Source organism: Variovorax sp. V15 (assembly GCF_041154425.1).
In the GTDB taxonomy this organism is placed as follows: domain Bacteria; phylum Pseudomonadota; class Gammaproteobacteria; order Burkholderiales; family Burkholderiaceae_C; genus Variovorax; species Variovorax guangxiensis.
Genome location: NZ_AP028659.1, coordinates 6,086,627 through 6,111,070, shown reverse-complemented (window position 1 = coordinate 6,111,070; position 24,444 = coordinate 6,086,627). Strand labels below are relative to the sequence as shown.

The following is a 24,444-nucleotide window of genomic DNA, read 5'->3' as shown; positions in this document are numbered from 1 at the left end:
GGTGAGAGCATAAGCGCTGCGGCGCGGCTCAGCCCTGCCCGCGGAACCTCAGCGCCGCCTGCCGCACGACCTCCGCCAGCAGCCGTTCCTTGCCCTGCTTCTCGCGCAGCCAGCGCGCGTCGTTGCGGTTCGACTCCACGCTGGTGCGCAGCTCGCCCAGCGCCTTGGTGGCGTTGAGCGCCTCGCTGTGCCATTCGAGCTGGGTCATCGTCATCAGGATGTGGTCGCGCAGCGGCATGTGCTGGCCGGTGGCCGGGTCGACGTACACCGCGTCGAGGCCGAAGCGGCAGGCCTGGAAGCGGTTGTAGGTGTAGACGAGGTAGTCGTCTTCCGTCGGCTCGAAGGGTTGCTCCTGCAGGAACCACGCGGCCAGCGACTGCACGTAGCCGGCGAGCGCGGCGGCGCGCTCCACCGTGAGGGGCGTGTCGAACACGCGGATCTCGATGGTGCCGAACTCGGGCTTGGGACGGATGTCCCAGTAGAAGTCCTTCATGCTGCGCACGACGCCGGTGCGGGTCATGCGCTCGAAATACGCCTCGAACTCCTTCCAGCTCAGCGTGAAGGGCGCACGGCCCGAGAGCGGGAATGCGAACACCGAGTTCAGCCGCGCCGAGTCGAACTGCGTGTCCTGCCCCTGCACGAAGGGCGACGACGCCGACAGCGCGATGAAGTGCGGGATGTAGCGCGACATGCGGTGCAGCATCAGCAGCGCCGCGTCGGCGTCGGGGCAGCCGATGTGCACGTGCTGGCCGAAGATGGTGAACTGCTTGCTCAGGTAGCCGTACAGCTCCGAGAGCTCGCGAAAGCGCGGCTTGTCGTAGATGCGCCGCTCGTGCCACTGCTGGAAGGCATGCGTGCCGCCGCCCACCACCGCGATGTTGAGCTTGTCGGCGTTGCGGATCAGCGCCTCGCGGATCGGCGAGAGCTGCGTGATCACGTCCTGCGCGGAGTGGCAGATGCCGGTCGAGATCTCGATCATGCTCGACGTCATCTCGGGCACCACGCTGCCGGGCAACGGGGTCTGGGCCATCAGGCGCAGCATGTCCTCGGCGTAGGGGGCGAGGTCGTAGTCGTGCGTGTTCACCAGCTGGAGCTCGAGTTCCACGCCGAGCGAGAGCGCCTCCGATTTGTTGAAGGGCTCCAGCTTGACCGCGCGGCTCGCGGGGTCGGCAGGCAGCGGCGCCGAGCGCACGTCGTCGCTGTCCGGGTCGATGGGTGTGGTTGCGGTGGTGCTCATCGCTGCGTGTCCTCGGTGATGCTGAAGGCCCGTGGCGCCCAGGGCACCGAACTTTCTCCCACCGCGTGGATGGCCAGCGTGGCGAGCACCGCGCCCACCACCTCCATCAGCAGGATCGAGGGCAGCGCCACCTGCGTGATCATCGTGCCCAGCAGGGGCGAGGCGGTGGCGAAGTTGGAGGCGATCAGCAGTGCGATGGAGGACAGCGGCGACATCGCGCAGCCGACCCAGAAAGCCTGCTTCCAGCTCGCGCCGCTGCCGGGGTTGGCCACGGCCACGCCGGCGATCTTGGTCAGCAGGCGGATGCCGATGACGGCCAGCACCACGCTGGCTACCGGCAGGGTCCAGTCGGCCTGCGCCGCGACGATGGACACCAGCACGAACATCAGCATGGTCAGCAGCGAGGAGGCCGTGCCCAGCTGCCGCTGCCAGGCCCAGGGCTTGGGGTTGAGCGTCTTGAGCAGCACGCCGCCGATCAGCGCCGCCAGCGGCGCGGAGCCGCCCACGTGCGCGGTGAGCGCCGCGCCGGCCGCGATGATCGCCAGCAGCAGGATGGAGGTGTTCTCGCTCGACGGGCTCATCACCCGCAGCGCCGAGCGCAGCGCCAGCGCCATGATCGCGCCCACCACGAACGACAGGCCCAGCACCACCGCCACCGGGTAGAGCTTCTGCAGCATGGTCTGCGGTGCGCGCTCGATCAGCCCGGCCTGCGCGTAGCCCAGCGCCAGCGCATAGAAGGTGTTGAGCGTGGCCAGCGTCATCGCGCGCTCGGTCACGGGGCCGGCGGCGCGGGTGTCGATGATCACGCGGCTGAGCACCGCCGGCGAGGCGACGATGGCCATCAGCGCGATCGGGTTGGCCACCGGTTCGGGCAGGCCCAGCAGGGTGAGCATCCAGTACACGCCGAAATAGGTGAGCGTGGCTTCGAGCAGGCTCTGCACCAGCACCATCGGGTTGTGGCGGAACCAGCGCAGCGGCAGCCGCCCGCCGGCTTCGAACAGCACCACGGCCGCGCCGAGCTCGAGCAGGAAGAGGCTGATGCCGCGCAGCGGCCAGATCGCGCCCTCGAAGCCGGCGAAGCCCACCACCGCCCCGACCAGCGAGTAGCCGATCACCTTGGGCAGCCCGAGGTAGCGTTGCACGAGATGGCCGGAGGCCGCCGCCGCCGCCAGCAGCAGCGACCACAGCACGGTGGGCAGGCCGGCCGAGGGGCGCACCCACTCGGACCAGAAACCCAGCAGATCGTTGAAGAAGCTCGTCAAATTCATCCAGGAAGGAAAAAGCTCACCGGACGGCTGCGCCAGCGGGCCCAGATCGCGCTGCGGATGCGCGCGCGGTCACCGAGGCTCACGCTGTGCGCGCGCAGCGCCAGGCGGAAAGCGAAGTAGAAACTCACGCTCACATTGAGCGCGCCAATGACCGGGATCGCTGCCACCGCCCACCACAGCGCAGGCTGCTGCAACACAGCCAAGCCGGTGGATGCCGCCGCGGCGGCGATCTGTCCGGCCGACAGTGTCACGTGCCGCACGTCCAGCCCGAGCCCGAAGAAACCCGCGAACGCGGGCAGCAGCCCGAGCATGAGTCCCAGCGAGATGTTGGAGGCGAAGCCTGAAATGTTGGTGCGCATGAAATCGGCCCAGCGACGAGCCCGTGCGGCGCCGAGAAAAGCGCCGATGCGGGGGTTGTAACGCATTGCAGAGTCCAGTCGATGCAGGACAAAGGCGTTTTCTGTCCATCCGGCGATGATGCTGGCCGAAAACAGCAGGATGCCGGTGATTGCCGCATAAAGCGCGGTCGGCCCGGCCAGCGAAAGCGATTTCAGCGTGGCCGTCGCATGGGCCGCGTCCAGCAGGGGCCGTTCCAGCGCGAACTGGAACAGCAGCGTGACAGCCGCCATCGCCGGCACCACCACCAGCACGTTGCCCAGCACCGCCGCCACCTGCGAGCGCACCAGGTTGGCGACCTCGTCGACGAAGTCGTCCACGCCCGCGTCCGACCTGATGTCGCGAAGCCGCGCCGCCATGGCCGGCGCGGTCATCGCGGGCTGCTTGGTGGCCAGCGTCAGGTGCAGCAGCTGGATGGCGACGAAGCTGGCCGCGTACATCAGCCCCGCGCTCAGCCCGCTCCAGAAGGCCGACAGGCCCAGCGCGTAGATGCCGAACTTCAGCAGCACCGTGAGGGCGGTGAAAGCGCCGCCGCCAGCCGCCTTCTTCACCATCTGCAGGTAGCTGGCACGGTCGCGGGTGATGTAGTGCTCGCCGGTCTCGGCGCTGCGCTCGGTCACCTTGGCGGCCAGCATCGAGGAGTTGGAGGCGATCAGCGCCCGGATGCTGTTGCGCTCGCCGCCGGCCAGCACCAGCCGGCCGACCAGCCGCGCCACGCTGGGCCCGGGGTTGGCCGCCATCAGGCAGTCGAGCAGCTCGCGGATGCGCAGCACCCGCTCGCGCAGCTGGCGCAGCCGGAACACCAGGCCGACGGAGATGCCGTTGTCTTCCAGGTGCGTGTAGACCGAGGCGGCGGCCGCGCGGCAGGCGTCCAGCCGGTCGCGGAAGGCCACGAAGGCGGCCTGCAGCGCCTCTTCGTCGTGCGGCTCGCCGGGGCGGTCGAACATCTGCTCGCGCAGCTCGTCGAGGTCGGCCATCAGCGCGTGGAAGGGGCGTGTTTCGCCGATCGCGTCGGTGCTCATGCGCAGGCGCAGCTCGGGCGAGAAGCCGGCGGCCACGACCTGGCTGCTGCAGTAGGTGACGGCGTCCATCACCGTGTGGCGCCAGCGCGGCGCGCCGTCTTCATCGAGTGCGGCGTCGGCCAGCAGGGCGCCGATGCGGCCGAGCTGCGTCTCGTCGAGCAGGGCGATCCAGCCCGCGTCGAACACGCCGGGCAGCACCATGCGGAACAGGTCCGATGCGTCGGTGGTCTCGGGCGTGCCGGGCAGGATCTTGCGGCGCAGCCGCTCGCTCAGCTCGCTGGCGAAGGCGGTGCGCGGGGCGAAGCCGTAGTCGGCCAGGAGCGTGGTGAGGTCGACCGTCTGCGTGAAGACGCGCCACCAGGCGCGCAGCCGCTCGCGCAGCTCGGGCCGCGCCTCGACGGCGTCCAGCAGCAGCTGCACGCGGCCGATGGCCGCCTGCGGGGAGGCGCGGTCGCCGCGCACCCAGTCGAAGATGTCGATGAGCCAGATGTGGCGCTGCGCCACATCGGCCGTGGGATCGAGGCCGGCAAGCAGCCCCTGCAAGTCGCGCGATGCGGCAGCCATGGGTGTGAGTGGGGATCTATGCGGTGAACACCGCGGAACCGGCTTTGCCGGGCCGCCGGTGTTGCCCCCGGCGAGGGGGTAGGAGAAGCGACACGAAGTGCGCGAAGCCTGGGGGAGTGCCTAGTGCAGGACGCGGGAAACTGGAGCGCCGCCCATGTCGGCTTCGAGAACGAACATCGGAATGGGCACGTCGAAGCGCTCGCCTTCCTCGGTCACCACGAAGTAGCTGCCGTGCATCGTGCCGCTCGAGGCCTGCAGGCGGCATCCGCTGGTGTAGCGGAAGGTCTCGCCGGGCGCCAGCAGCGGCTGCTGGCCGATCACGCCCAGCCCTTTCACCTCCTGCGAATGCCCCGAGGCGTCGTTGATCAGCCAGTGGCGGGCAATCAGCTGGGCGGACACCGGGCCGGTGTTCGTGATGGTGACGGTGTACGAGAAAGTGTAGATGTTGTCCTTGGCCGAGGACTGGTCGGCAAGGTAGCGGGGTTCGACCTGTACGCTGAAGGGGCTGTGTGACATGGGGCGGATGGTAACGGAGGCTAACGCAGGCCTTTTGTCGGGCTTGCGCCGGCTGCGAGAATGGGGTCCATGAGCACCCCGTTCCGCATCGCGCCCTCCATCCTGTCCGCCGACTTCGCGCACCTCGGCCAAGAACTGACCGACGTGATCGCGGCCGGCGCCGACTGGATCCATTTCGACGTGATGGACAACCATTACGTGCCGAACCTGACCTTCGGCCCGATGATCTGCCAGGCGCTCAAGCCCTACGCCAAGACCGCCGACGGCACCCCGGTGCCGATCGACGTGCACCTCATGATCCAGCCGGTCGACGCCCTGGCGGCCTCCTTCGCGCAAGCGGGCGCCGACTACATCAGCTTCCACCCCGACGCCTCGCCCCACACGCACCGCAGCATCCAGGCCATCAAGGCGGCCGGCTGCAAGGCCGGGCTGGTGTTCAACCCGGGGCTGGGCCTGGAGGCGCTGGACTGGGCCATCGACGACATCGACCTCATCCTGATCATGAGTGTCAACCCCGGCTTCGGCGGCCAGAGCTTCATCGACTCGGCCCTGCGCAAGATCGAACAGGCCCGCAAGCGCATCGAGCAGAGCGGGCGCGACATCCGCCTGGAGGTGGACGGTGGCATCAAGGCCGACAACATCGCGCGCGTGGCCTCCGCCGGCGCCGACACCTTCGTGGCCGGCAGCGCGATCTTCAACGCCAAGGACTACGGCGCCGTCATCTCCGAGATGCGCAAGCAGCTCGCGGGCGTCGTCAGCGCTTGAGCTTCTCGTTGTAGACGCGGTCGCTGGGCGGGCCGCGGTCGGTGTCGACCACGCCGCGCTCCACGTCGTCATGGGCCTTGCGGCCCATCTCGGGCTGGCTGCCCTCCCTGGCCTGCTGGCTGTCCGACGACTGGTCGCGCTCGTGCGGCAGGCGTGGCGACGACTCGCCGCCCTGCTCCACCTTGGTGTTGCCGCCGCCGGCATCCTTCAGCGGATCGGTGGGCTGCGCCTTGCCGGGGTTGCTCTTGCTGTTCATGCATGGACTCCTTTCGACAGCCACAGAGCCTGCGCCGGCGCTTCGGCCTGCCCGGTAGGACGGCCGAGTCACTCCCTGTAGGCCTTGCCTCGGCCTCGGCCTTGGCGGGGCCGCGGCCTGCTGCTATCGAACGCATAGCGCTTTTGCCTGCGGGCGAGGGGCTCCGCAATAATCCCCGGATGTCTTCCGATCCTTTCGCCGGCGCGGCAACCGACAGCCTGCGCATCCATTCGTTCGCCTCGCTGAACCCCGGTCCCCGGCTGCTCGTGATGGGCGGCGTGCATGGCGACGAAATCTCCGGCACCCTGGGCATCGAGCGCGTGCTGGGCGAGTTCGAGTCGGGCTCGTTGCGGCTTTTGCGCGGCGAACTCACCATGGTGCCGGTGGCCAACCCGCTCGCGCGGCGCCGCCTGCAGCGCGAGGGCGAGCGCAACCTCAACCGCATGTTCCGGCCGACCGGATCGCCGGCCGACTACGAAGCCCGCGTGACCAACGTGCTGGCCCCGATCATCGAGCGCCACGAGGTGTTGCTCGACCTGCATTCCTTCCAGAGCGAGGGCGAGGCCTTCGCGATGATCGGCCCGCGTGACAACGCCGGCACGCTGGAGCCTTTCGCCCGCTCCTACGAGGAAGGCCAGCTCGCGCTGCACATCGGCACGCCCATCGTGGTGGAGGGCTGGCTCGACATCTACGCCGCCGGCCTCGCGCAGCGCGCGGGCGGCACACCGGCCAGCGAGGCCGAGCTCGACTTCGGCCGCGGCACCAACGAATACATCCGCAGCCGCGGCGGCTATGGCGTGACGCTCGAATGCGGCCAGCACCTCGACCCGCAGGCGCCCGAGGTGGCGTGGCGCGCCATCCGCCGCACCCTGGCACTGCTGGGCATGGCCGCGCTGCCCGAGGGCCTGTCGGGCGGCCCCGCGCAGCCGCCGAAGCTGCTGCGCCTTGCCAGCGTGACCGACCGGCTGCACGAGGAAGACAGCTTCGTGCGCGACTGGGCCACCTTCGACGAAGTGCAGCGCGGCGAGCCCATCGGCATGCGCCACGACGGCACGCTGCTGAGCGCGCCGGACGACGGCTTCATCGTGTTCCCCAACGCGATGGCGCTGCCGGGGGCGGAGTGGTTCTACTTCGCGCGCCCCAGCGAGCGCCAGCTCGGACCTGTCGCCAGGGCCGCCGGAGCCACCGGCGCGGCCTGACGGCGCCTGGGGCCGCGCTCCTACATCGCGCGCGCCGGGGCGGCGCACATTCGAGGGGGAAGGAGTGTGCAGCACATGCCCGTCTCGAAAAAAGCACCCGCGCCGCGCGTCCTGTGGAAGGGCGCCATCAGCTTCGGCCTCGTCCACATACCGGTGGCGCTGTATTCGGCCACCGTCGACCACGGCATCGACTTCGACTGGCTCGACAAGAGGACCATGGACCCCGTCGGCTACAAGCGCATCAACAAGAAGACCGGCCGCGAGATCGCGCGCGAGCAGATCGTGAAGGGCATCGAGTACGAGAGCGGCGAGTACGTGGTGCTCAGCGACAAGGAGATCGCCGCCGCCTACCCGAAGACCACGCAGACCATCGAGATCGAGAGCTTCGTGCCGGCCAACGGCATTCCCTTCGTGTACCTGGAGCGCCCCTACTACGTGGCGCCCATCAACCGAGGCGCAAAGGTGTATGCGCTGTTGCGCGAGACCCTGCAGCGCAGCGGACGCGTGGGCGTGGCCCGCGTCGTCATCCAGACCAAGCAGCATCTGGCCGCGCTGGTGCCCGTGGGCCCCGGCCTCGTGCTGAACCTGCTGCGCTGGGGCGCCGACATCCGCCCGTGGACCGACCTGCCGCTGCCCTCCGAAGACGCGAAGAAGGCCGGCCTGCGCCCGCGCGAACTGGAGATGGCGAAGGAACTGGTCGAGGACATGAGCGCCGAGTGGGACCCGGAGGAATTCCGCGACGAATTCAAGGACGAGATCCTGCGGCTGGTCGAAAAGAAGGTGAAGGCCGGCCAGACCGAGACCGTGACGCAGCCTGAGCCGGAAGAAGGCGAACAGGCCGAAGGCCGCGGCGCCAAGGTCATCGACCTGACCGAGCTGCTCAAGCGCAGCCTGCGCAAGGGCGGAGGTGCCAGGTCCAGGAGCGAGGATGCCGAAGAAGAAGAGGAGGAGCCGGAGGAGGAGCCGCGACCCAGGCGCCCCGCCGCGAAGAAACCCAAGACCGGCAAGACCGCCGCGAGAAGCACCGGCGGCACCACGCGCAGCAGGGCGCCGGCGCGCCACCGCCGCGCCGCCTGAGCCCGCCGAGGACCGCACGCCATGGCACGCACCCCATCCTCCTCGTCTTCGTCTTCGTCCACCGCTCGCAAGGCGCTCGCGCGCTACCACGGCAAGCGCGATTTCTCCCGCACGCCGGAGCCCAGGTCCGGTGGCCGGCGCGGCAAGGGCGCGCTGGGCTTCGTCATCCAGAAGCACCACGCGAGCCACCTGCACTACGACTTCAGGCTGGAACTCGACGGCACGCTCAAGAGCTGGGCGGTGCCCAAGGGGCCGTGTCTCGATCCCGGCGTGAAGCGCATGGCGGTGCATGTCGAGGACCATCCCATCTCGTATGCCGACTTCGAGGGCACCATTCCGCCCAAGCAGTACGGCGCGGGCACCGTCATCGTCTGGGACCGCGGCGACTGGCTGCCCGACGGCGACGCGCGCAAGGCGCTGGCGGCCGGCAAGCTCAAGTTCGAGCTGCGCGGCGAGAAGCTGCATGGCCACTGGACGCTGGTGCGCATGCATGGCAAGGGCGACGAATCGCACGAGCCCTGGCTGCTCATCAAGGAGCGCGACGGCGAGGCGCGCGCGCTCGACGACTACGACGTGGTGGAGGCAGAGCCCGCGAGCGTGATCACCGGCCTCGGCGTGGACGAAGTGGGGCAGGCGCCGAGGAAGAAAGCCAAGGCGAAGACAGGAAGCAGCGCGCCGGCGAAGAACGCGGAGCCCAAAAGGAAGAAGGCGGCGCTGCCCGCCACCCTCGAACCCCAGCTCGCCACCCTCGCGTCCTCCCCGCCTTCGTCGCCCGGCGAATGGCTCTACGAACTCAAGTTCGACGGCTACCGCCTGCTGGCGCGCATCGAGGGCAAGGGGAAGGTGCGCTGCTTCACCCGCAACGGCCACGACTGGAGCGCGAAGCTGCCTGCGCTCGTCGAGGCGCTTTCCAGGCTGCCCACCAGTTCGGCCTGGCTCGACGGCGAGATCACCGTCGACGGTCCCAATGGCGCGCCCGACTTCCAGGCGCTGCAGAACGCCTTCGACCGCGGCGCCACCTCGTCCATCGTCTACTGGCTCTTCGACGCGCCCTTCATCGACGGCGAGGACCTGCGCGACCTGCCGGTCGAGGAGCGCCGCGCGAGGCTGGCCGCGCTGCTCGGCGCAAAGCCGCCCGCGCCACTGCGCCTGAGCGATGCCTTCGACGCCTCGCCCCGCGACCTGCTCGCGTCGTCCGCGCGCATCGGCTTCGAGGGCATCGTCGCCAAGCGCAAGGGCTCGCCATACGTGTCGCGACGCTCGCCGGACTGGATCAAGCTCAAGAACCAGCAGCGCCAGGAATTCGTGATCGGCGGCTACACCGCGCCCAAGGGCACGCGCGCCGGCTTCGGCTCGCTGCTGCTGGGCGTGTACGACGAGGCGGGCGGCCGGCTGCGCTACTGCGGCAACGTGGGCACCGGCTTCGACGCGAACCGCCTCGCCGACATCAAGGCGAAGCTGGACAAACTGGCCACCGACGACTGCCCCTTCGAACCCGTGCCGCGCGGCGTGAAGGCGCAATGGGTCAGGCCTTCGCTGGTGGCCGAGATATCGTTCGGCGAATGGACGCGCGAACACCGCGTGCGCCAGGCCGTGTTCCAGGGCCTGCGCAGCGACAAGCCCGCGCGCGAGATACGGCGCGAGCGGCCGCAGCGGGTGCGCGTGATCGAGGCCGAGGCTGCCAGGTCGCAGCCCGCGAAGAGCCGCAGTGAAGGAAAGAGCAAGTCCATGTCCCTGAAGATCACCCACGCCGACCGCGTGATCGACAAGCACAGCGGCATCACCAAGGGCGAGCTCGCCGCCTATTACGACAGCGTGGCCAAGCTCATGCTGCCGCACCTGCGCGGCCGGCCGGTGTCGCTGGTGCGCGCGCCCGACGGTGTGGGCGGCGAGCTGTTCTTCCAGAAGCATCTGCAGGCCCGCGAGATTCCCGGCGTGAACCAGCTCGACCCCGCGCTGGACCCGGGCCACGAGCCGCTGCTGCAGATCGACACCAAGGAAGGCCTGCTCGGTGCTTCGCAGATGAACGTCATCGAGCTGCACACCTGGAACGCCACCTCCGACGACATCGGCAGGCCCGACCGCATGACCTTCGACCTCGACCCCGGCGAGGGCGTGGAATGGCCGCAGGTGCAGGAGGCCGCGATGCTGGTGCGCACGCTGCTCGACGAACTGGGCCTGCCGTCCTTCCTGAAGACCAGCGGCGGCAAGGGGCTGCACGTGGTGGTGCCGGTGCGCCGGCAGTACGACTGGGATACCGTCAAGGGCTTCTCGCAGGCCGTCGTGGCGCATCTCGCGCAGACCATTCCGGCGCGCTTCGTCGCCAAGAGCGGGCCGCGCAACCGCGTGGGCAAGGTCTTCGTCGACTACCTGCGCAACGGCTTCGGCGCGACGACAGTGAGCGCATGGTCGGCGCGCTCGCGCCCGGGGCTCGGCATATCGGTGCCGCTCGCGTGGGACGAACTGCCCTCGCTCACCGGCCCCGCGCAGTGGACCGTCGCCAACGCCGCCGAGCGCTTCGAAACCGGCAACAAGCCATGGGCCGGCATGGAGCGCAGCCGCAAGAGCCTCGCTGCCGCGATGAAGCTGCTCGGCTACGGCGGCAAGTAAGGTATTTCTCCCTCCCCCTTCCGGGGAGCGCAACGCCTACCGCAGCACTTCCTCCGTCGTCACCTCGAAGCGCTTCAGCGTGTTCGCGCCGAACACCATGGTGATCGGCACGTCCGCCGCGTCGCGTCCGCGCGCAATCACCACGCGGCCGATGCGCGGCGTGTTGTGCCGCGCGTCGAAGGTGTACCAGCGGTCGCCCAGGTAGACCTCAAACCATGCGCTGAAGTCCATCGGGTAGGGCGCGGGCGGAACGCCGATGTCGCCGAGGTAGCCCGTCACGTAGCGCGCCGGAATGTTCATCGCGCGGCACAGCGTGATCGCCAAGTGCGCGAAGTCGCGGCACACGCCCGTGCCTTCGCGCAAGCCTTCGAGCGCGGTGCGCGTGGGCCGGGCGTTTCCGTAGTCGAAGCGCAGGTGCCGGTGCACGAAGTCGCAGATCGCCTGCACGCGCGGCCAGCCCGGCGCCGTGTGCGCGAAACTGGCCCACGCGAACGCCAGCAGGTCGCTGTCGACCTCGCAGTAGCGGCTGGGCAGCACGAAGGGAAGCGTTTCCACCGGCAGGTCGGCCGCCATGTGCTGGAGCGCGTCGAAGTCCACCGGGTCGGGCTGGCCGGTGTCGTAGATGAGTGCATGGTTGCGCAGCCGCACGCTGGTCACGCCCTGCGGAACGTGCACGCGGGCGCAGCGGTTGCCGAAGCCGTCGAGGTAGTTGTCGGTGGACAGCGAGGGGCTGAGCACGAGGTTCTCGCCGCCCTGCAGATCGCCTTCGCGCGAGGGGTGCACCTGCAGCATGTGGATCAGCGCCGTGGGGGCCGTCACCTCCAGTTCGATGTCGAAGCCGATTCTGATCAACATGGTCAGGCCATGGTAGGCAGCCGCACGCGCGGCTCCCACGAGCGGGACCCGCGAAGCTTCGTAGGCGGGCGCGATGCGCTGTCGGCGGGCTCCTACCGCGCCCACGCGTTTTCTCCCACAGCGGGGAAAGGGGCGCCACTACGGGGCGCGCACCGCCTGAAACATAACCTTCGGATTCTTGCAAGTGAGTTCGCCAACAGAGGGGCGAAATACGGAGGGGAACCATGGAGTTTTCGACACTTTTCGACTCGTTCACCAGCACCTGGGGCGACGAGATCCTCGTATGGGGCGTGGCCGCGGTCGCAGGCTGCATCTGCCTGATCGCCCTGGTCAACGTGCTCGACATGTTCCTGGACAACGGCGAAGCGGGCTGATGAAACCCGCCTTCCTTTGCATGAACCATCAGCGATGAAAGATCCGAGCAAGTCCACGATGTCACCTCAGAACAAGGCCGCCGCGGGCCGCCGCGCCAGCGCCGTGAAGGCGGGCGCCGCCGATGCCGCCAACCCCAAGCAGCAGCAGCTCGAAGGCTTCACCGTCGAGCACCCCACGACCCTCACCACCAACCAGGGGCTGCAGCTCCCGGACAACCACAACTCGCTGAGGGCGGGCGTGCGCGGTCCCACGCTGCTGGAAGACTTCATCCTGCGCGAGAAGATCACGCACTTCGACCACGAGCGCATTCCCGAACGCGCCGTGCATGCGCGCGGCTCCGCGGCGCACGGCTTCTTCCAGGTCTACAAGTCGATGTCGCAGTTCACCTGCGCCGACTTCCTGCAGGACCCGGATGCGAAGACGCCAGTGTTCGTGCGCTTCTCCACCGTGGCCGGCTCGCGCGGCTCGGCCGACACCGTGCGCGACGTGCGCGGCTTCGCCGTCAAGTTCTATACCCGCGAGGGCAACTACGACCTGGTGGGCAACAACATCCCGGTGTTCTTCATCCAAGACGCGATCAAGTTCCCCGACCTCATCCACGCCGTCAAGCCCGAGCCGCACCACGAGATGCCGCAGGCCGCGAGCGCGCACGACACCTTCTGGGACTTCGTCTCGCTGATGCCCGAGAGCACCCACATGCTGATGTGGGCCATGAGCGACCGTGCCATCCCGCGCAGCCTTCGCATGATGGAAGGCTTCGGCGTGCACACCTTCCGCTTCATCAACAGCCGCGGCGAGAGCCACTTCGTGAAGTTCCACTGGAAGCCCAAGCTCGGCGTGCACGGGCTGGCTTGGGACGAGGCGCAGAAGATCGCCGGCAAGGACCCCGACTTCCATCGCCGCGACCTGTGGGAAGCCATCGAGAACGGCGACTTCCCCGAGTGGGAGCTCGGCGTCCAGCTCATACCGCAGGACAAGGAACACTCGCTGGGCTTCGACCTGCTCGACCCCACCAAGCTGATTCCCGAAGAGATGGTGCCGGTGCAGAAGATCGGCCGGCTGGTGCTCAACCGCAACCCCGACAACTTCTTCGCCGAGACCGAACAGGTGGCCTTCCATCCCGGCCACCTCGTGCCGGGCATCGACTTCACCAACGACCCGCTGCTGCAGGGGCGCCTGTTCTCGTACACCGACACGCAGATCTCGCGACTGGGCGGCGCCAACTTCCACGAGCTGCCCATCAACAAGGGGGTGTGCCCCTTCCACAACTTCCAGCGCGACGGCATGCACCGCCAGACCATCGCGCGCGGCCAGGTGGCCTACGAGCCGAACACTCTGGGCAGCGGCACCGAGTTCCGGGTGGACGGCGGCAGCCACGGCTTCCAGTCCTTTCCCGAGGAGATCGACCCGCCCAAGGTGCGGCGGCGCAGCGCCTCCTTCGACGACCACTTCACGCAGGCGCGCCTGTTCTTCGAGAGCCAGAGCGCGGCCGAGAAGGAGCACATCATCGCGGCCTTCCGCTTCGAGTTGTCGAAGCTGGATGTGCCCGCCATCCGCCAGCGCATGGTCGACAACCTCGCGCACGTGGACGAGAAGCTCGCGCGCCGCGTCGCCGAGCCTCTGGGCATCGGCGAGCCCGATGCCAGGGCGGCCGCGGGGCGGGCGGGCTTCCGCGACCACCGCATGTCGCTGCCCATCGACGAGTCGCCCGCGCTGAGCATGGCCGACACCGGCGACGGCTCCATCCGCACGCGCAAGATCGCGATCCTGGTTGCCGACGGCGTCGACTCGGCCTCGCTCAAGCCGATCCGCGACGCGCTCGAGCAGGCCGGCGCGCAGTGCAAGGTGGTGGGGCCGCGCCTGGGCACCGTCGCCAGCGCATCCAGGCGGCAGATCGAGGTGGACGCGACCTTCGTCAATACGCCCTCGGTGATGTTCGACGCGGTGCTGGTGCCCGCCGGTGCCGAGGGCGCCGCGGCGCTCGCGGGCATGGGCGACGCGGTGCACTTCGTGCTTGAGGCCTACAAGCACTGCAAGGCGATCTGCACGGTGGGCGAGGGCGCACGGCTGCTGGCCACGCTGGGCATCGACGAGCAGACCTCGCCCGATGACGCGCCCGCCGGCGTGGTGGTGGCCGAAACGCCGGTCACCAACCTGGGCGACAGCACGGCCGCCTCGGGCATCGCGCAGCGCTTCGCCGCCGCCATCGCGAAGCACCGGCACTGGGACCGCGCGAACATCGACGCCGTGCCCGCCTGACCGGCGATCTCGGCTAGCCGCCGCCCGCGGCCTGCTGCCGCGGCGGCCATTCGATGCGCTCGGCAGGCATCGCCGGCGGCCGGTTCTTCCAGATCTTCAGGCAGGACTTCGAGCAGCACGGCCACCAGCCGAGCGGTCCGCATTCGACGGCCTGGCCGCACCCCGCCATGCACAGGCTCGACCTGCGGCGAAGCTTGCGTGCATCGGTGGGCGGGGGTGTGGCCTCGTTGCGCCGCTTCATGCGTATGCGCGGGCGCGCGCAAGCGCCCGACCGGCCCGGCTGTGATGTGACATGGAACCTCCCTGATGCGGCCCGCTGCGTTCATGCGCGGGCTCTGAGGCGCGCATTATGTAAGCCGATGTGTATTCGCCGCGATGCCCCCCGCACCCTTTGCGGCGCGCCGTGACCGAATGCGCAGGGCAGGCCCTTCGGCTGCCTGTTAGTTCTTTAGCCCTAGACCGTATTGCGAATAGGCGCGCCTGGGGGCCGCTCCTAGACTTTCTCCCCGAGGCCTGAACGGCGCGCACTCCCGCGACGTCGATGGTCCGCCGCGGCGGGCCCACAGGGCCAGACGCGGGGGTCCAATGGCGTGGTTTTCGAGATGGGGAAGGGAGCGCCCTGCACGTCATCGTGCTGGCATGGCAGGTGCGCTCGGTCTGGCTGGCGTTCTTCTGATGGGCTGGAGCCTTCCGGCACCGGCGCAGCAGGCGACGAGCGCCGAAGCCGCCGCCAGCAAGGCGGAGCAGGCCCGCCTTGCGGACACCGACACCCTGCTGGCGCTGACCAGCGAAGGCGCGGTGCTCTACGGGCAGGACTCGGTCAAGCTCTCCGGCTATCAGTACTGCAGCCAGGCGGTCGCGCTGGCCGAGGCGGGCGAGTTCCGCCAGAGCGTGCGCGCCGCGAGCAAGGCGCTGCACCTGGCCAACGCCACCAACGATCCGAACCTGATGGCCATGGCCAACCGCGACCTGGCCATCGTCTACAGCTACTCGGGCCAACTCGAGAAGGCCGAGGAGTTCGCACGCGAGGCTCTCAAGCATCAGGCGCGCGATCCCAAGCTGGTGGTCGGTCCGGTGCAGAAGGTGATCGGCGATGTGCGCTCGCGCCGCGGCGACTATTCGGGTGCCGTGCTCAGCTATGACGAGGCGCTGGCCAACAGCTCGCAGCGCTATGCGCCGCTGGTGCAGGCATCGCTGGTCAATGCGCTCATCGAATCGGGCGACCCCGCCCGGGCGCGCGAGGTGCTCGGCAGCATGGCGCCGCCCAAGGATGCACCGCTGACCGCGCAGCTCGACCGCACCCGCGCCCGGCTGCTGCTGGCCGAGAACAAGCCGGCCGAGGCGCGCGATGCGTATCGCGCTCTCACCGCGCGGCAGGTGGGTGCCGACACCGAGTATTACCGCCTATGGGCCTGGGACGGCGTGGCGCGCAGCGAACTCGCGCTGGGCCAGAAGCAGGCGGCCGCAGAGGCCGTGGGCCGCGCGCTGGGCGACGTGGACAAGGTCCGCGCGCGCTTTCGCAGCGAGGAATTCAAGATGGGCCTGTTCTCGGACCTGCAGACGGTGTTCGAGCGCGGCGTGTCCATCTACAGCGACGCGGGCGATGCGCGCCAGGCCTTCGAGGTGAGCGAGCACAGCCGCTCGCGCGCGCTGCTCGACGCGGTGCGCGGGCGCGCGAAGATCAACGAGCAGGCCGCCAACACCGTCGACCTCGCCACGCTGCAGCGCACGCTGGCGGCCGACGAGCGCGTGGTGCAGTTCCACTCGCTGCCCGACCGCCTCGTGGTGTGGGTGGTGAGCCCCGACAGCATCGCGGAGAAGACGGTGGCGGTGAAGCGCGACGAGCTCAACGAACTGGTCGAGACCTTCCGCAATTCCATCGTGCGCGGCCGCCGCGCCGCCATCACCAACGCCGACAAGCTGGGCGCCGCGCTGCTCGGGCCGCTGGGCCTCGCGCCGGGGCAGCGGCTGGTGGTGGTGCCGCACGGGCCGCTGCACTACCTGCCGTTCCAGGCGCTGCGGCTTGACGGGCGCTACATCATCGAGACGCATCCGGTGGCCGTGGCGCCGTCGATGAGCATCGCGGTGCAGCTGGCGCAGCGCACGCCGCGCGTGAACGCATCGCTCACCGCCTTCGGCAATCCTCGCATCGAGGACAAGTACGACCTGCCCGGCGCCGAGACCGAGGTGAAGCAGCTCGCGCGGCTCTTCCCGCGCAACACGGTGTACATGGGCGCGGCCGCCACCAAGACCCAGTTCCGCGACGTGGCCGCGCGCTCGCCGCTGATGCACGTGGCGGCCCACGCCGAGGCCGACGCGGTCGATCCGCTGTATTCGCGCATCCTGCTGGCCAACGAGGGCGGCAAGCAGAACTTCCTGGAGGCGCACGAGATCCTCGGGCTGCCGATGGACGGCACCGCGCTGGTCACGCTCTCGGCCTGCGAGTCGGGCCTCGGGCGCATCGCGCAGGGCGACGAGGTGCTGGGCTTCACGCGCTCGTTCCTCTCGGCCGGCAGTTCCAGCCTGATCGCATCGCTGTGGCCGGTGTCGGACGACGCCACCGCCGTGCTCATGAGCACGCTCTACGGCGAGCTCTCCAAGGGCCGCGACATCCAGAAGGCCATGCAGGCGGGGCAGCTCGCGGTGCTGAAGGATCCCAAGATGTCCCATCCCTTCTTCTGGGCGCCGTTCAACCTGATCGGCAACTGGCGTTTGACGGTGGGAGGCTGAAATGAAATCCTGCCAACGCCCCACGCCGATCACGCCGATCGCCTTCGCGGTCACGGCCCTGGTCAGCGCGACGCTGCTCGTCGCGGCCCAGCGCACCCATGCCGCCGAAGCGGACGGCAACGACACCCAGCTGCTGCCGACCAAGGACCCTTGCGGAAGCTGTGACCGCCCCATCGCGCAGGCGCCCACGGGGGCCGTCGCCCCGCAGAGCCTGCCCGCGCCGCCGCGCAACACGGGCGGCGCCGCCGGCGCGACCTTCAAGCTCAACGACCTGCGCCTCAACGGCGTGAAGGCGCTGAGCAACGAGGAGCTGCAGGCCATCACCGGCCCCTACATCGGCCGCGACGTCACGCTCTCCGACCTGGAGGAGCTCGCCAAGGCGATCACCGCGCGCTACAAGGAGCGCGGCTACTTCCTCGCGCAGGCCGTGGTGCCGGTGCAGACCGTGCGCGACGGGATCGTCGAGATCAGCGTGATCGAGGGCCGCCTGGGCAAGGTCGACGTGACCGTCGCTCCCGATGCGCCCATTGCCGAGTCGCGCGTGCGCGGCTTCCTTGCGCCGCTGCAGCCCGGCGCGGCGGTGAGCGCGCCGGACTATGAACGCGCGATGCTGCTGCTGTCGGACCAGCCGGGCATCAAGGTGTCCTCGGGCCTGCAGGAGGGCACGCAGCCCGGCACCACCGACCTCTCGGTCGAGGTGGCCGCCGCGCCGCGATGGGCCTTCACGGCCGAGGGCGACAACCACGGCACCAGGGAGTCGGGCCGCTATCGCGTGGGCGGCACGGCGCGCTGGCTCAGCCCCTTCGGCATCGGCGACAACCTCGACATGCGGCTGATGGTCTCCAACAGCAACGCGCTGCAGTTCGGCCGCATCGCCTACGAGGCGCCCATCGGCACCAGCGGGCTGCGCGCGGGCGTGGGCCTTTCGCGCGTGAGCTACGAGCTGGGCGGGCAGTTCGCCGACCTCGACGCGCGCGGGCGCGCCAACGTGCTCGACTTCTCGCTGAGCTATCCGCTGATCCGCCAGCGCCAGCAGAACCTGTTCCTGCGCCTGGGTGTGGACGTGAAGGACCTCACCGACGAGCTGCGCGCGGCCGACTTCAACTCCAAGAAGCGCGTCAACGGCCTGAGCCTGGGCTGGACCTGGGAACGCCGCGACGAGCTCCTCGGCGGCGGCTACTGGGCCAGCTCCGGCACCCTGTACCACGGCAACCTCTCCATTCGCGACCCGGAGAGCCGCGACTTCGACCGCGGCATCACCGGCCACCGCACCGAAGGCGGCTTCACCAAGCTGAGCTTCCAGTTCTCGCGCCTGCAGTCGATCGTGCCGCGCCATTCGCTGTACCTGTCGGTCGGAGGCCAGTGGGCCAGCAAGAACCTCGACGCGTCCGAGAAGCTCGCGCTCGGCGGCGCGCGCGCTGTGCGTGCCTACCCTTCCGGCGAACTGCTGGTGGACCAGGGCGTGATCGGCACCGTCGAATGGCGCTGGTCGCTCAACGAGGAGCTCACGCCCTTCCTGTTCTACGACGCCGCGCACGGAAAGATCGTGCGCAACCCGACGCCCTACGACGGCGTCAACAGCCACAGCCTGCGCGGCTACGGGGTGGGCCTGAGCTGGTCGCGCCCGGGCAATTTCTCGATCAATGCCACGCTGGCCTGGCGCGCCGGTACGCCGCCGGCGCAGACCGACGGTGGCGGGCGCAACCCGCGCCTTTTCGTGCAGCTCATCAAGGCGTTCTGAAATGGCACTCCCCCAGGCCTCGCGCACTTCGTGTCGCTTCGCCAACCCCCTCGCCGGGGGCGACACCGGCGGCCCGGCGGAGCCGGTTCCGCGGTGTCCCGCGAATCGTCCGGGCCGGTTTCAAGCATTGCGGGTCACGCGAAAGCGTGGTGGAACACTGAAATGAAGCAACGCAACCCATCCTCGCGCGCGCAATTCCGGCGCCTGCAACTGCGGCCCATCGCGCTGTCGCTGATCTGCGCGGGCGCCGCGCCGGCCATGGCGCAGGTGCTGCCTACCGGCTTCAACTCCATTGCCGGCGGCGTCACCATGACGCAGAACGGCAGCGTGATGAACATCAACCAGCCGTCGCTGCGCGGCATCGCGAGCTGGCAGACCTTCTCCATCGGCGCGGGCGGCACGGTCAACATCGCGCAGCCGAGCACGCGCGCGGTGCTGCTCAACCGCGTGGTGGGCGACGGCATGAGCATCCAGGCCTCGCGCATCGACGGAACGCTGCGGACCTCGCTGATCGGCAACCCGAACCTGCCGGGCGGCAGCGTATTCCTCATCAACCCGAGCGGCATCGTGTTCGGCAAGGGCGCGTCGGTCAACGTGGGTGGGCTGGTGGCTTCCACGCTGGACATCGCCAACGACAACTTCATGCCCGCCGGTTCGGAGAACAAGGCCTTCGACAAGAGCGAGCAGCTGGTCTTCGCCGGCCCGGCCAACAGCCTGGCGCAGGTGCGGCTGGAGCAGGGCGCGTCGATCACCGCGGGCCCGGGCGGCACCGTGGCGCTGGTGGGCGGTTCGGTGCGCAACGACGGCGAGATCAACGTCGCGCGCGGTTCGGTGGGCCTGGTATCGGCCAGCAAGCTCACCATGAACCTGGACTTCGACGGCGACGGCCTCACCACCTTCAAGGTGCCGCTGGACGGGCAGACCACCTTCAAGCTGGCCGACCTGCAGGCCACCGACAAGACCACCACCGCGCAACTGATGAACACCGGCAACGTCGCGGCCGACGGCGGCCGCGTGGTGCTGATGGCCGCCGCGGCCGACGTGGATGCGCGCCAGCTGGTGGTGAGCCAGACCGGCGTGATCCGTGCCCGCTCGCTGAGTTCCCGCAACGGCGAGATCGTGCTCGACGGCGGCCAGTCGGGCGCGCGCAGCAACGAGATGCTGCTGGGCGGAACCATCGACGCGAGCGGCACCGAGGCCGGCGTGGCAGGCGGATCGATCACCGCGAGCGCGGACTACGTGCGGCTGTCGGGCCTGGCGGCGGACGCCAGCGGCAGCAACGGCGGCAGCATCCAGGTGACGGGAAACGCCGCGGTGAGCATGTCTGCCGACTCGGTGCTGCGCAGCAACGCCACCGGCGCGAGCGGGCAGGGCGGCACGGTGGACCTGAGCGCCGGCTACGTTCACGTTTCCGGCCAGATCCAGGCGCGCGGCGCCGGCAGCGGCGCGGGCGGCACCATCACCACCACCGCGCGGCAGGTGGAGGTGACGGAGCTCGCGCAGATCGATGCGGCCGGCGGCGCGAGCGGCGCCAACGGCAAGTGGGTGGTCGAGTCGAAGGGCACGCTCAACGTCGACAACACCGTGCCGGCCTACGAACCCGCGGACTACGGACTGAACACCGCCGACACGCGCGTGAGTTCCGTTGCCATCGGCAACGCGCTGGGCCGCTCGACCGACGTGACACTGCGCACCGGCTCCAACGACGGCGAGTCGAACGACGTGGTGTTCCAGGACGGCGCAGGCATCGTCAAGACCGAGGGGCGCGACGCGCGGCTCACGGTCGATTCGCTGCGCGACATCCAGATGTTCAGCGGCTCGTCGATCCGCTCGGAAAGCGGTGCGCTGCACGTCGACTTCAACGCCAACGCGACCGGCGGCTCCGACGGCGGCGTGATCGAACTCAACAACGCGAGCATCGCCACCAACGGCGGCAACATCCGCTTCTACGGCCAGGGCGACGCGGCCAACGGCTACGCGGTCGGCGGCATCGCGCCCACGGACGGCGGACCGAATGTCGGACGCGCGGGCGTCTCGCTGTTCGACAGCTCGCTGAACACCTGCGCGATGGCCTCCGGCAACTGCGGCGGCAGCGGCTCGATCGTGCTGCGCGGGCAGGGCACCAGCAGTTCGGCCGGCGACCCGAACTACTACGTGAGTTCGGACGGCGTGCAGGTCTCGGGCACCAGCCTGACCACCGGCGGCGGCAACATCGCCATCACCGGCGTGGGCGGTATCGGCGCGGGCGGCGTGCTGCTCGACAACACCGAAGGCAACGGCACGGTGCTGCGCACCGGCACCGGCGACGTGAGCATCACCGGCAGCTCGCGCAGCTGGACCGCCACCGATCCGGTCGCCGTGTACGGCGGCGCGGTGGACTTCGTCGACAGCTCCTTCCCCGACGTGACGACGAGCAACATCGGCGGCATCTCGATGCGCGGCGCGACCATCGACTCCGGCGGGCGCGTGGCCATCGACGGCACCGGCGGCGACATGCAGGGCCTGACCGCGAACAGCGCCTTCCTGACCTCGGCATCGGCCGCCAACGGCGGTGGCGGCGTGTCCTACGCCGCGGGCAACGGCGTGACCATCTTCGGCGGCAGCATCACGGCCGGCGCGGGGCGCGACATAACGATCTCCGGCACGGCCGGGGGCAAGAGCTTCACGGTGGATGGCGCAGTCGCGACCATCGGCGGCGACGCATCGGCGGTGGCGCTCGCGATGGAGGCCGGCGGCACCGTGCGCGCCGAGGGCGGGCGCATCGCCATCGACGGTCGCGGCGGCGACGTGCTGGTGGGGCGCGTCAATGTTCGCGACGTGCCTTCGGGCACCGTCTTCGTGCCGGTGCTCGACGTGTCGAGCAGCACCGGCGCGGGCGGCACCGTCAGTCTCGCCGGGCGCAACGTGCTCGTGATCGATGCGTTCGACGACGTGACCACCATCGACGCCGGCGGCGCGGGCCAGTCCGGCACCATCGACGTGCGAGCCACCAACAGCATCGCCATCAGCGACCAGGCCAGCCTGCGCGCCGACGCGAAATCGGCCTCCGGCAATGGCGGCACGATCAACGTGATCGCCGGCGACACGCTGCGCGGCTACGGCAGCATCTCGGCGCGCGGCGGCGCGAGCGCAGGAAACGGCGGCAGCATCGAGACCTCGGCACCGCACTTCGACCTGACGGGGCTGCGCGTGGATGCGTCGGCGCCGGTGGGTACGGCGGGTACCTGGACCATCGACCCGTACAACGTCAACATCGCGCACGGCACCGCATCGGGCAGCCTCACGGGCAACCCCTTCGACCCGCTCGCCAACTCGACCATCCAGGACGGCGACATCAACAACGCGCTGGACGGCGGCACCAGCGTCACGATCACGACGGGCACCGGCGGCCTCGCGACCGACGGCAACATCACCTTCGCCACCGATGCGGCCATCGTGCGCAGCAAGGGCTCGGCGCCGCTCACCTTCGAGCTCGACGCGGCGCACAACATCAGCGCCTTCAACAACAACTCGATCCAGTCCAACTCGGGCGCGCTCAACGTGGTGCTCAACGCAGGCGTGGGCGGGCAGAACGGAGCGATCTTCCTGAGCGGCGCGAAGATCGCCACCAACGGCGGCGACGTCGTGATGACGGCCGATACCAGCCCCACGGGCAACCAGGCGATCGGCATCACCAACACCACGATCGATACGCGCACCACCGCGCTGGGCGACGCTGGCCCCGGCGGCGCGGTGCAGATCACGGGCAAGCGCGGCACGCCCACTTTCTCGGGCTTCACCGCCACGGTGCAGCTGAGCGGCGCCACCATCCAGAGCAGTACTGGCGACGTGACCATCTCGGGCACGGCGCCCGGAGGCACCGGGGTGCGCATCGGCGCGAGCACCGGGCCGGGCCAGATCCTCACCACCAGCGGCGACATCTCCATCGTGGGCATCGGCAGCGGCGTGACGGACCCGAGCACCGGGCCGCTGGCCGTGCAGGCGGTCGACCTGAGCAACGTCACGGTGCGCAGCGTTGACGGCAACATCGGCATCAAGGGCCTGGTGACGCCGGGCGTTTCCAGCGACAAGTCGGGCGGCGTGCTGATCGCCAACAACGCGTTGGTCACCACGCTGGGTGCCGGCGACATCGACGTGGCGGGCGAGTCGCAGGCCAACGGCACGGGCATCACGCTCGGCACCGGAGGCCGCATCGACGGCAACCGCAACGTGGTGCTGCGCGCGAGCAACGACGGCAGCACGGACGCGGTGGTGCTGACCGGCACGGTCCGCGCCGGCAGCGTGCTGAACCTGCGCCCCGGCGGCGTCGACGCCGCAGGCAACGCGGTCGACCGTACAGCCAACCCCATCACGCTGGGCGGCACCGCGGCCAACGGCTTCGCGGTGTCGGCCGACGAGTTCACGCGGCTGGACGCGCCCGCCATCGTGGCCGGCAGCAATGCGCATGCGGGCAGCATCAACGTGGTGGGCCCGCTCACCGTGCCCGGCGCGCTGACGTTGCAGAACACCGGCGGTGGCGGCGGCATCCAGCTCGGCGGCGCGCTCACGGCCGCGACCGTGGGGCTGATCTCGGGCGGGAACATCACCCAGACGGCTGCAGCACCGATCACCGCCGGCACGCTGCTGGCGCGTTCCACCGGCGGCAGCGTGCTGCTGGACCAGGCCGCGAACAACGTCAGCGCCGACACGCTCGGCGGCAGCGCGGCCGGCGCCTTCCGCTACGTGGACGTCGACACCGTCAAGCTCGGCTCGGTGAGCGTCACCGGCTACGACGCGGCGGGCAACCTGCCGCAGATCGTGTCGGCCACCTCGATGGCCGCCGAAACCGTGGCGGTGCGCACGCTCAGCGGCGACCTGCTGCTGGGCACCAACGTGAGCAGCACCGGCGGGGTCGACCTGGTGGCGGGATCGCGCTTCCAGAACACCGGCGGCTACACCATCGCCGGCGCGCCGTGGCGCGTGTGGGCCGACACCTGGGTGGGAGAAACGCGCGGAGGCCTCGCGGGCTCGGGGCTGTACCCCAACCTGTACCACTGCTCCTACTCGGGCCTGTGCGCGGTGAGCATCCCGGCGGGCGCCAACCACTTCATCTACGCGCAGCAGCCGGTGGCCACGGTGCTCATCGGCAATGCGAGCAGGCCCTTCGGCTATCCGAACCCGCTCTTCAGCTACCTCGTCACGGGGTTGATCCTGGGCGACACGGGCGCAGGCTTCTCGGGCTTCATGTTCTCGCCCGCGCTGCAGGCGAGCCCGCCGGGCGTGTATCCGATCAACGGCGCCTTCACCTCGGCCGAGGGCTACAGGGTCAACGTGGTGCCGGGCAACCTGTTCGTCAACCAGATGCCCGACCTGCCGCGCCCCGACGCGCTGCGCGACCTGCCCGCGACCTGGGTGTACGACCGCAACATCGGCCCGCCGCCGATCTGCTTCGCCACCGGCCCGCTCGACGGCGACCGCGCGACGCAGGGCGGCGACGTGCTGGCGCGCGAATGGTCGCGCGTGCGCTCGCGGCCCAACCTGTCGAGCTGCGTCGATACCGAGAAGCGCAACGGCTGCGCCGATTTCTGACGCAGC

Annotated in this window: 16 protein-coding genes; 9 read left to right on the top strand and 7 right to left on the bottom strand. The window is 69.7% G+C overall.

Annotated elements, in window-relative coordinates:
• Positions 1–28 precede the first annotated feature (28 nt).
• The 4 genes from ACAM57_RS28930 to apaG all read right to left on the bottom strand — a co-directional run bounded on the left by ACAM57_RS28930 (position 29) and on the right by apaG (position 5,003).
• Positions 29–1,237, bottom strand: a complete 1,209-nt coding sequence (locus ACAM57_RS28930; protein ID WP_184639976.1) for a YbdK family carboxylate-amine ligase — start codon at positions 1,235–1,237, stop codon at positions 29–31.
• A complete protein-coding gene (locus tag ACAM57_RS28925) occupies positions 1,234–2,505 on the bottom strand; it encodes a cation:proton antiporter (RefSeq protein ID WP_126022169.1) in 1,272 nt (423 codons plus the stop codon). The genes ACAM57_RS28930 and ACAM57_RS28925 overlap by 4 nt, the downstream gene beginning before the upstream one ends.
• Positions 2,502–4,487 carry a site-specific recombinase gene (locus ACAM57_RS28920; RefSeq protein WP_369659824.1) on the bottom strand — a complete coding sequence of 662 codons (1,986 nt, stop codon included), beginning with the start codon at positions 4,485–4,487 and terminating at the stop codon, positions 2,502–2,504. The genes ACAM57_RS28925 and ACAM57_RS28920 overlap by 4 nt, the downstream gene beginning before the upstream one ends.
• A gap of 120 nt (positions 4,488–4,607) precedes the next feature.
• The gene (gene apaG, locus ACAM57_RS28915) at positions 4,608–5,003 is read right to left on the bottom strand and encodes a Co2+/Mg2+ efflux protein ApaG (RefSeq protein WP_369659823.1); all 396 of its coding nucleotides are present in this window, start codon (positions 5,001–5,003) and stop codon (positions 4,608–4,610) included.
• A gap of 69 nt (positions 5,004–5,072) precedes the next feature.
• On the opposite strand from apaG, the gene rpe reads away from it, so the two are divergent.
• Positions 5,073–5,768, top strand: a complete 696-nt coding sequence (rpe, locus tag ACAM57_RS28910) for a ribulose-phosphate 3-epimerase (protein ID WP_126022166.1) — start codon at positions 5,073–5,075, stop codon at positions 5,766–5,768.
• On the opposite strand, the gene ACAM57_RS28905 is transcribed toward rpe, so the two are convergent.
• On the bottom strand, positions 5,758–6,024 hold the full coding sequence (locus ACAM57_RS28905; RefSeq protein ID WP_126022165.1) for a hypothetical protein: 267 nt from the start codon (positions 6,022–6,024) through the stop codon (positions 5,758–5,760). The two genes, rpe and ACAM57_RS28905, sit on opposite strands and share 11 nt — an antisense overlap.
• Positions 6,025–6,203: 179 nt before the next feature.
• On the opposite strand from ACAM57_RS28905, the gene ACAM57_RS28900 reads away from it, so the two are divergent.
• The 3 genes from ACAM57_RS28900 (at position 6,204) to ligD (ending at position 10,910) form a co-directional block, all read left to right on the top strand.
• The gene (locus tag ACAM57_RS28900; protein ID WP_369659822.1) at positions 6,204–7,223 is read left to right on the top strand and encodes a succinylglutamate desuccinylase/aspartoacylase family protein; all 1,020 of its coding nucleotides are present in this window, start codon (positions 6,204–6,206) and stop codon (positions 7,221–7,223) included.
• 75 nt (positions 7,224–7,298) lie between these two features.
• On the top strand, positions 7,299–8,300 hold the full coding sequence (locus tag ACAM57_RS28895; protein ID WP_184639966.1) for a Ku protein: 1,002 nt from the start codon (positions 7,299–7,301) through the stop codon (positions 8,298–8,300).
• Between the two features lie 21 nt (positions 8,301–8,321).
• Positions 8,322–10,910 (top strand): DNA ligase D, encoded by a 2,589-nt coding sequence (gene ligD, locus ACAM57_RS28890; RefSeq protein WP_369659821.1) that lies wholly within the window; start codon positions 8,322–8,324, stop codon positions 10,908–10,910.
• Positions 10,911–10,946: 36 nt separating this feature from the next.
• Here ligD and ACAM57_RS28885 read toward each other — a convergent pair whose 3' ends face one another.
• Complete coding sequence (locus tag ACAM57_RS28885; RefSeq protein WP_369659820.1) at positions 10,947–11,765, bottom strand: transglutaminase family protein; 819 nt, start codon at positions 11,763–11,765, stop codon at positions 10,947–10,949.
• Positions 11,766–11,989: 224 nt separating this feature from the next.
• Here ACAM57_RS28885 and ACAM57_RS28880 point away from each other — a divergent pair, with 224 nt between their 5' ends.
• Positions 11,990–12,139: a hypothetical protein gene (locus ACAM57_RS28880; RefSeq protein WP_019655668.1), complete on the top strand. Its 150-nt coding sequence runs from the start codon at positions 11,990–11,992 to the stop codon at positions 12,137–12,139.
• A 34-nt stretch (positions 12,140–12,173) separates the two neighbouring features.
• A complete protein-coding gene (gene katE, locus ACAM57_RS28875) occupies positions 12,174–14,399 on the top strand; it encodes a catalase HPII (RefSeq protein WP_369659819.1) in 2,226 nt (741 codons plus the stop codon).
• A 13-nt stretch (positions 14,400–14,412) separates the two neighbouring features.
• Here the strand turns inward: katE and ACAM57_RS28870 are convergent, their stop codons facing one another.
• Positions 14,413–14,640, bottom strand: a complete 228-nt coding sequence (locus tag ACAM57_RS28870) for a hypothetical protein (protein ID WP_184639960.1) — start codon at positions 14,638–14,640, stop codon at positions 14,413–14,415.
• A 434-nt stretch (positions 14,641–15,074) separates the two neighbouring features.
• Between ACAM57_RS28870 and ACAM57_RS28865 the strand changes: the two genes are divergently transcribed.
• From ACAM57_RS28865 to ACAM57_RS28855, 3 genes are all read left to right on the top strand, one after another.
• The gene (locus ACAM57_RS28865) at positions 15,075–17,129 is read left to right on the top strand and encodes a CHAT domain-containing protein (RefSeq protein WP_369659818.1); all 2,055 of its coding nucleotides are present in this window, start codon (positions 15,075–15,077) and stop codon (positions 17,127–17,129) included.
• A gap of 1 nt (position 17,130) precedes the next feature.
• Positions 17,131–18,870, top strand: coding sequence for a ShlB/FhaC/HecB family hemolysin secretion/activation protein (locus ACAM57_RS28860; protein ID WP_369659817.1), 1,740 nt, complete (start codon positions 17,131–17,133; stop codon positions 18,868–18,870).
• 162 nt (positions 18,871–19,032) lie between these two features.
• Positions 19,033–24,438, top strand: a complete 5,406-nt coding sequence (locus ACAM57_RS28855) for a filamentous hemagglutinin N-terminal domain-containing protein (protein WP_369659816.1) — start codon at positions 19,033–19,035, stop codon at positions 24,436–24,438.
• Positions 24,439–24,444 lie beyond the last annotated feature (6 nt).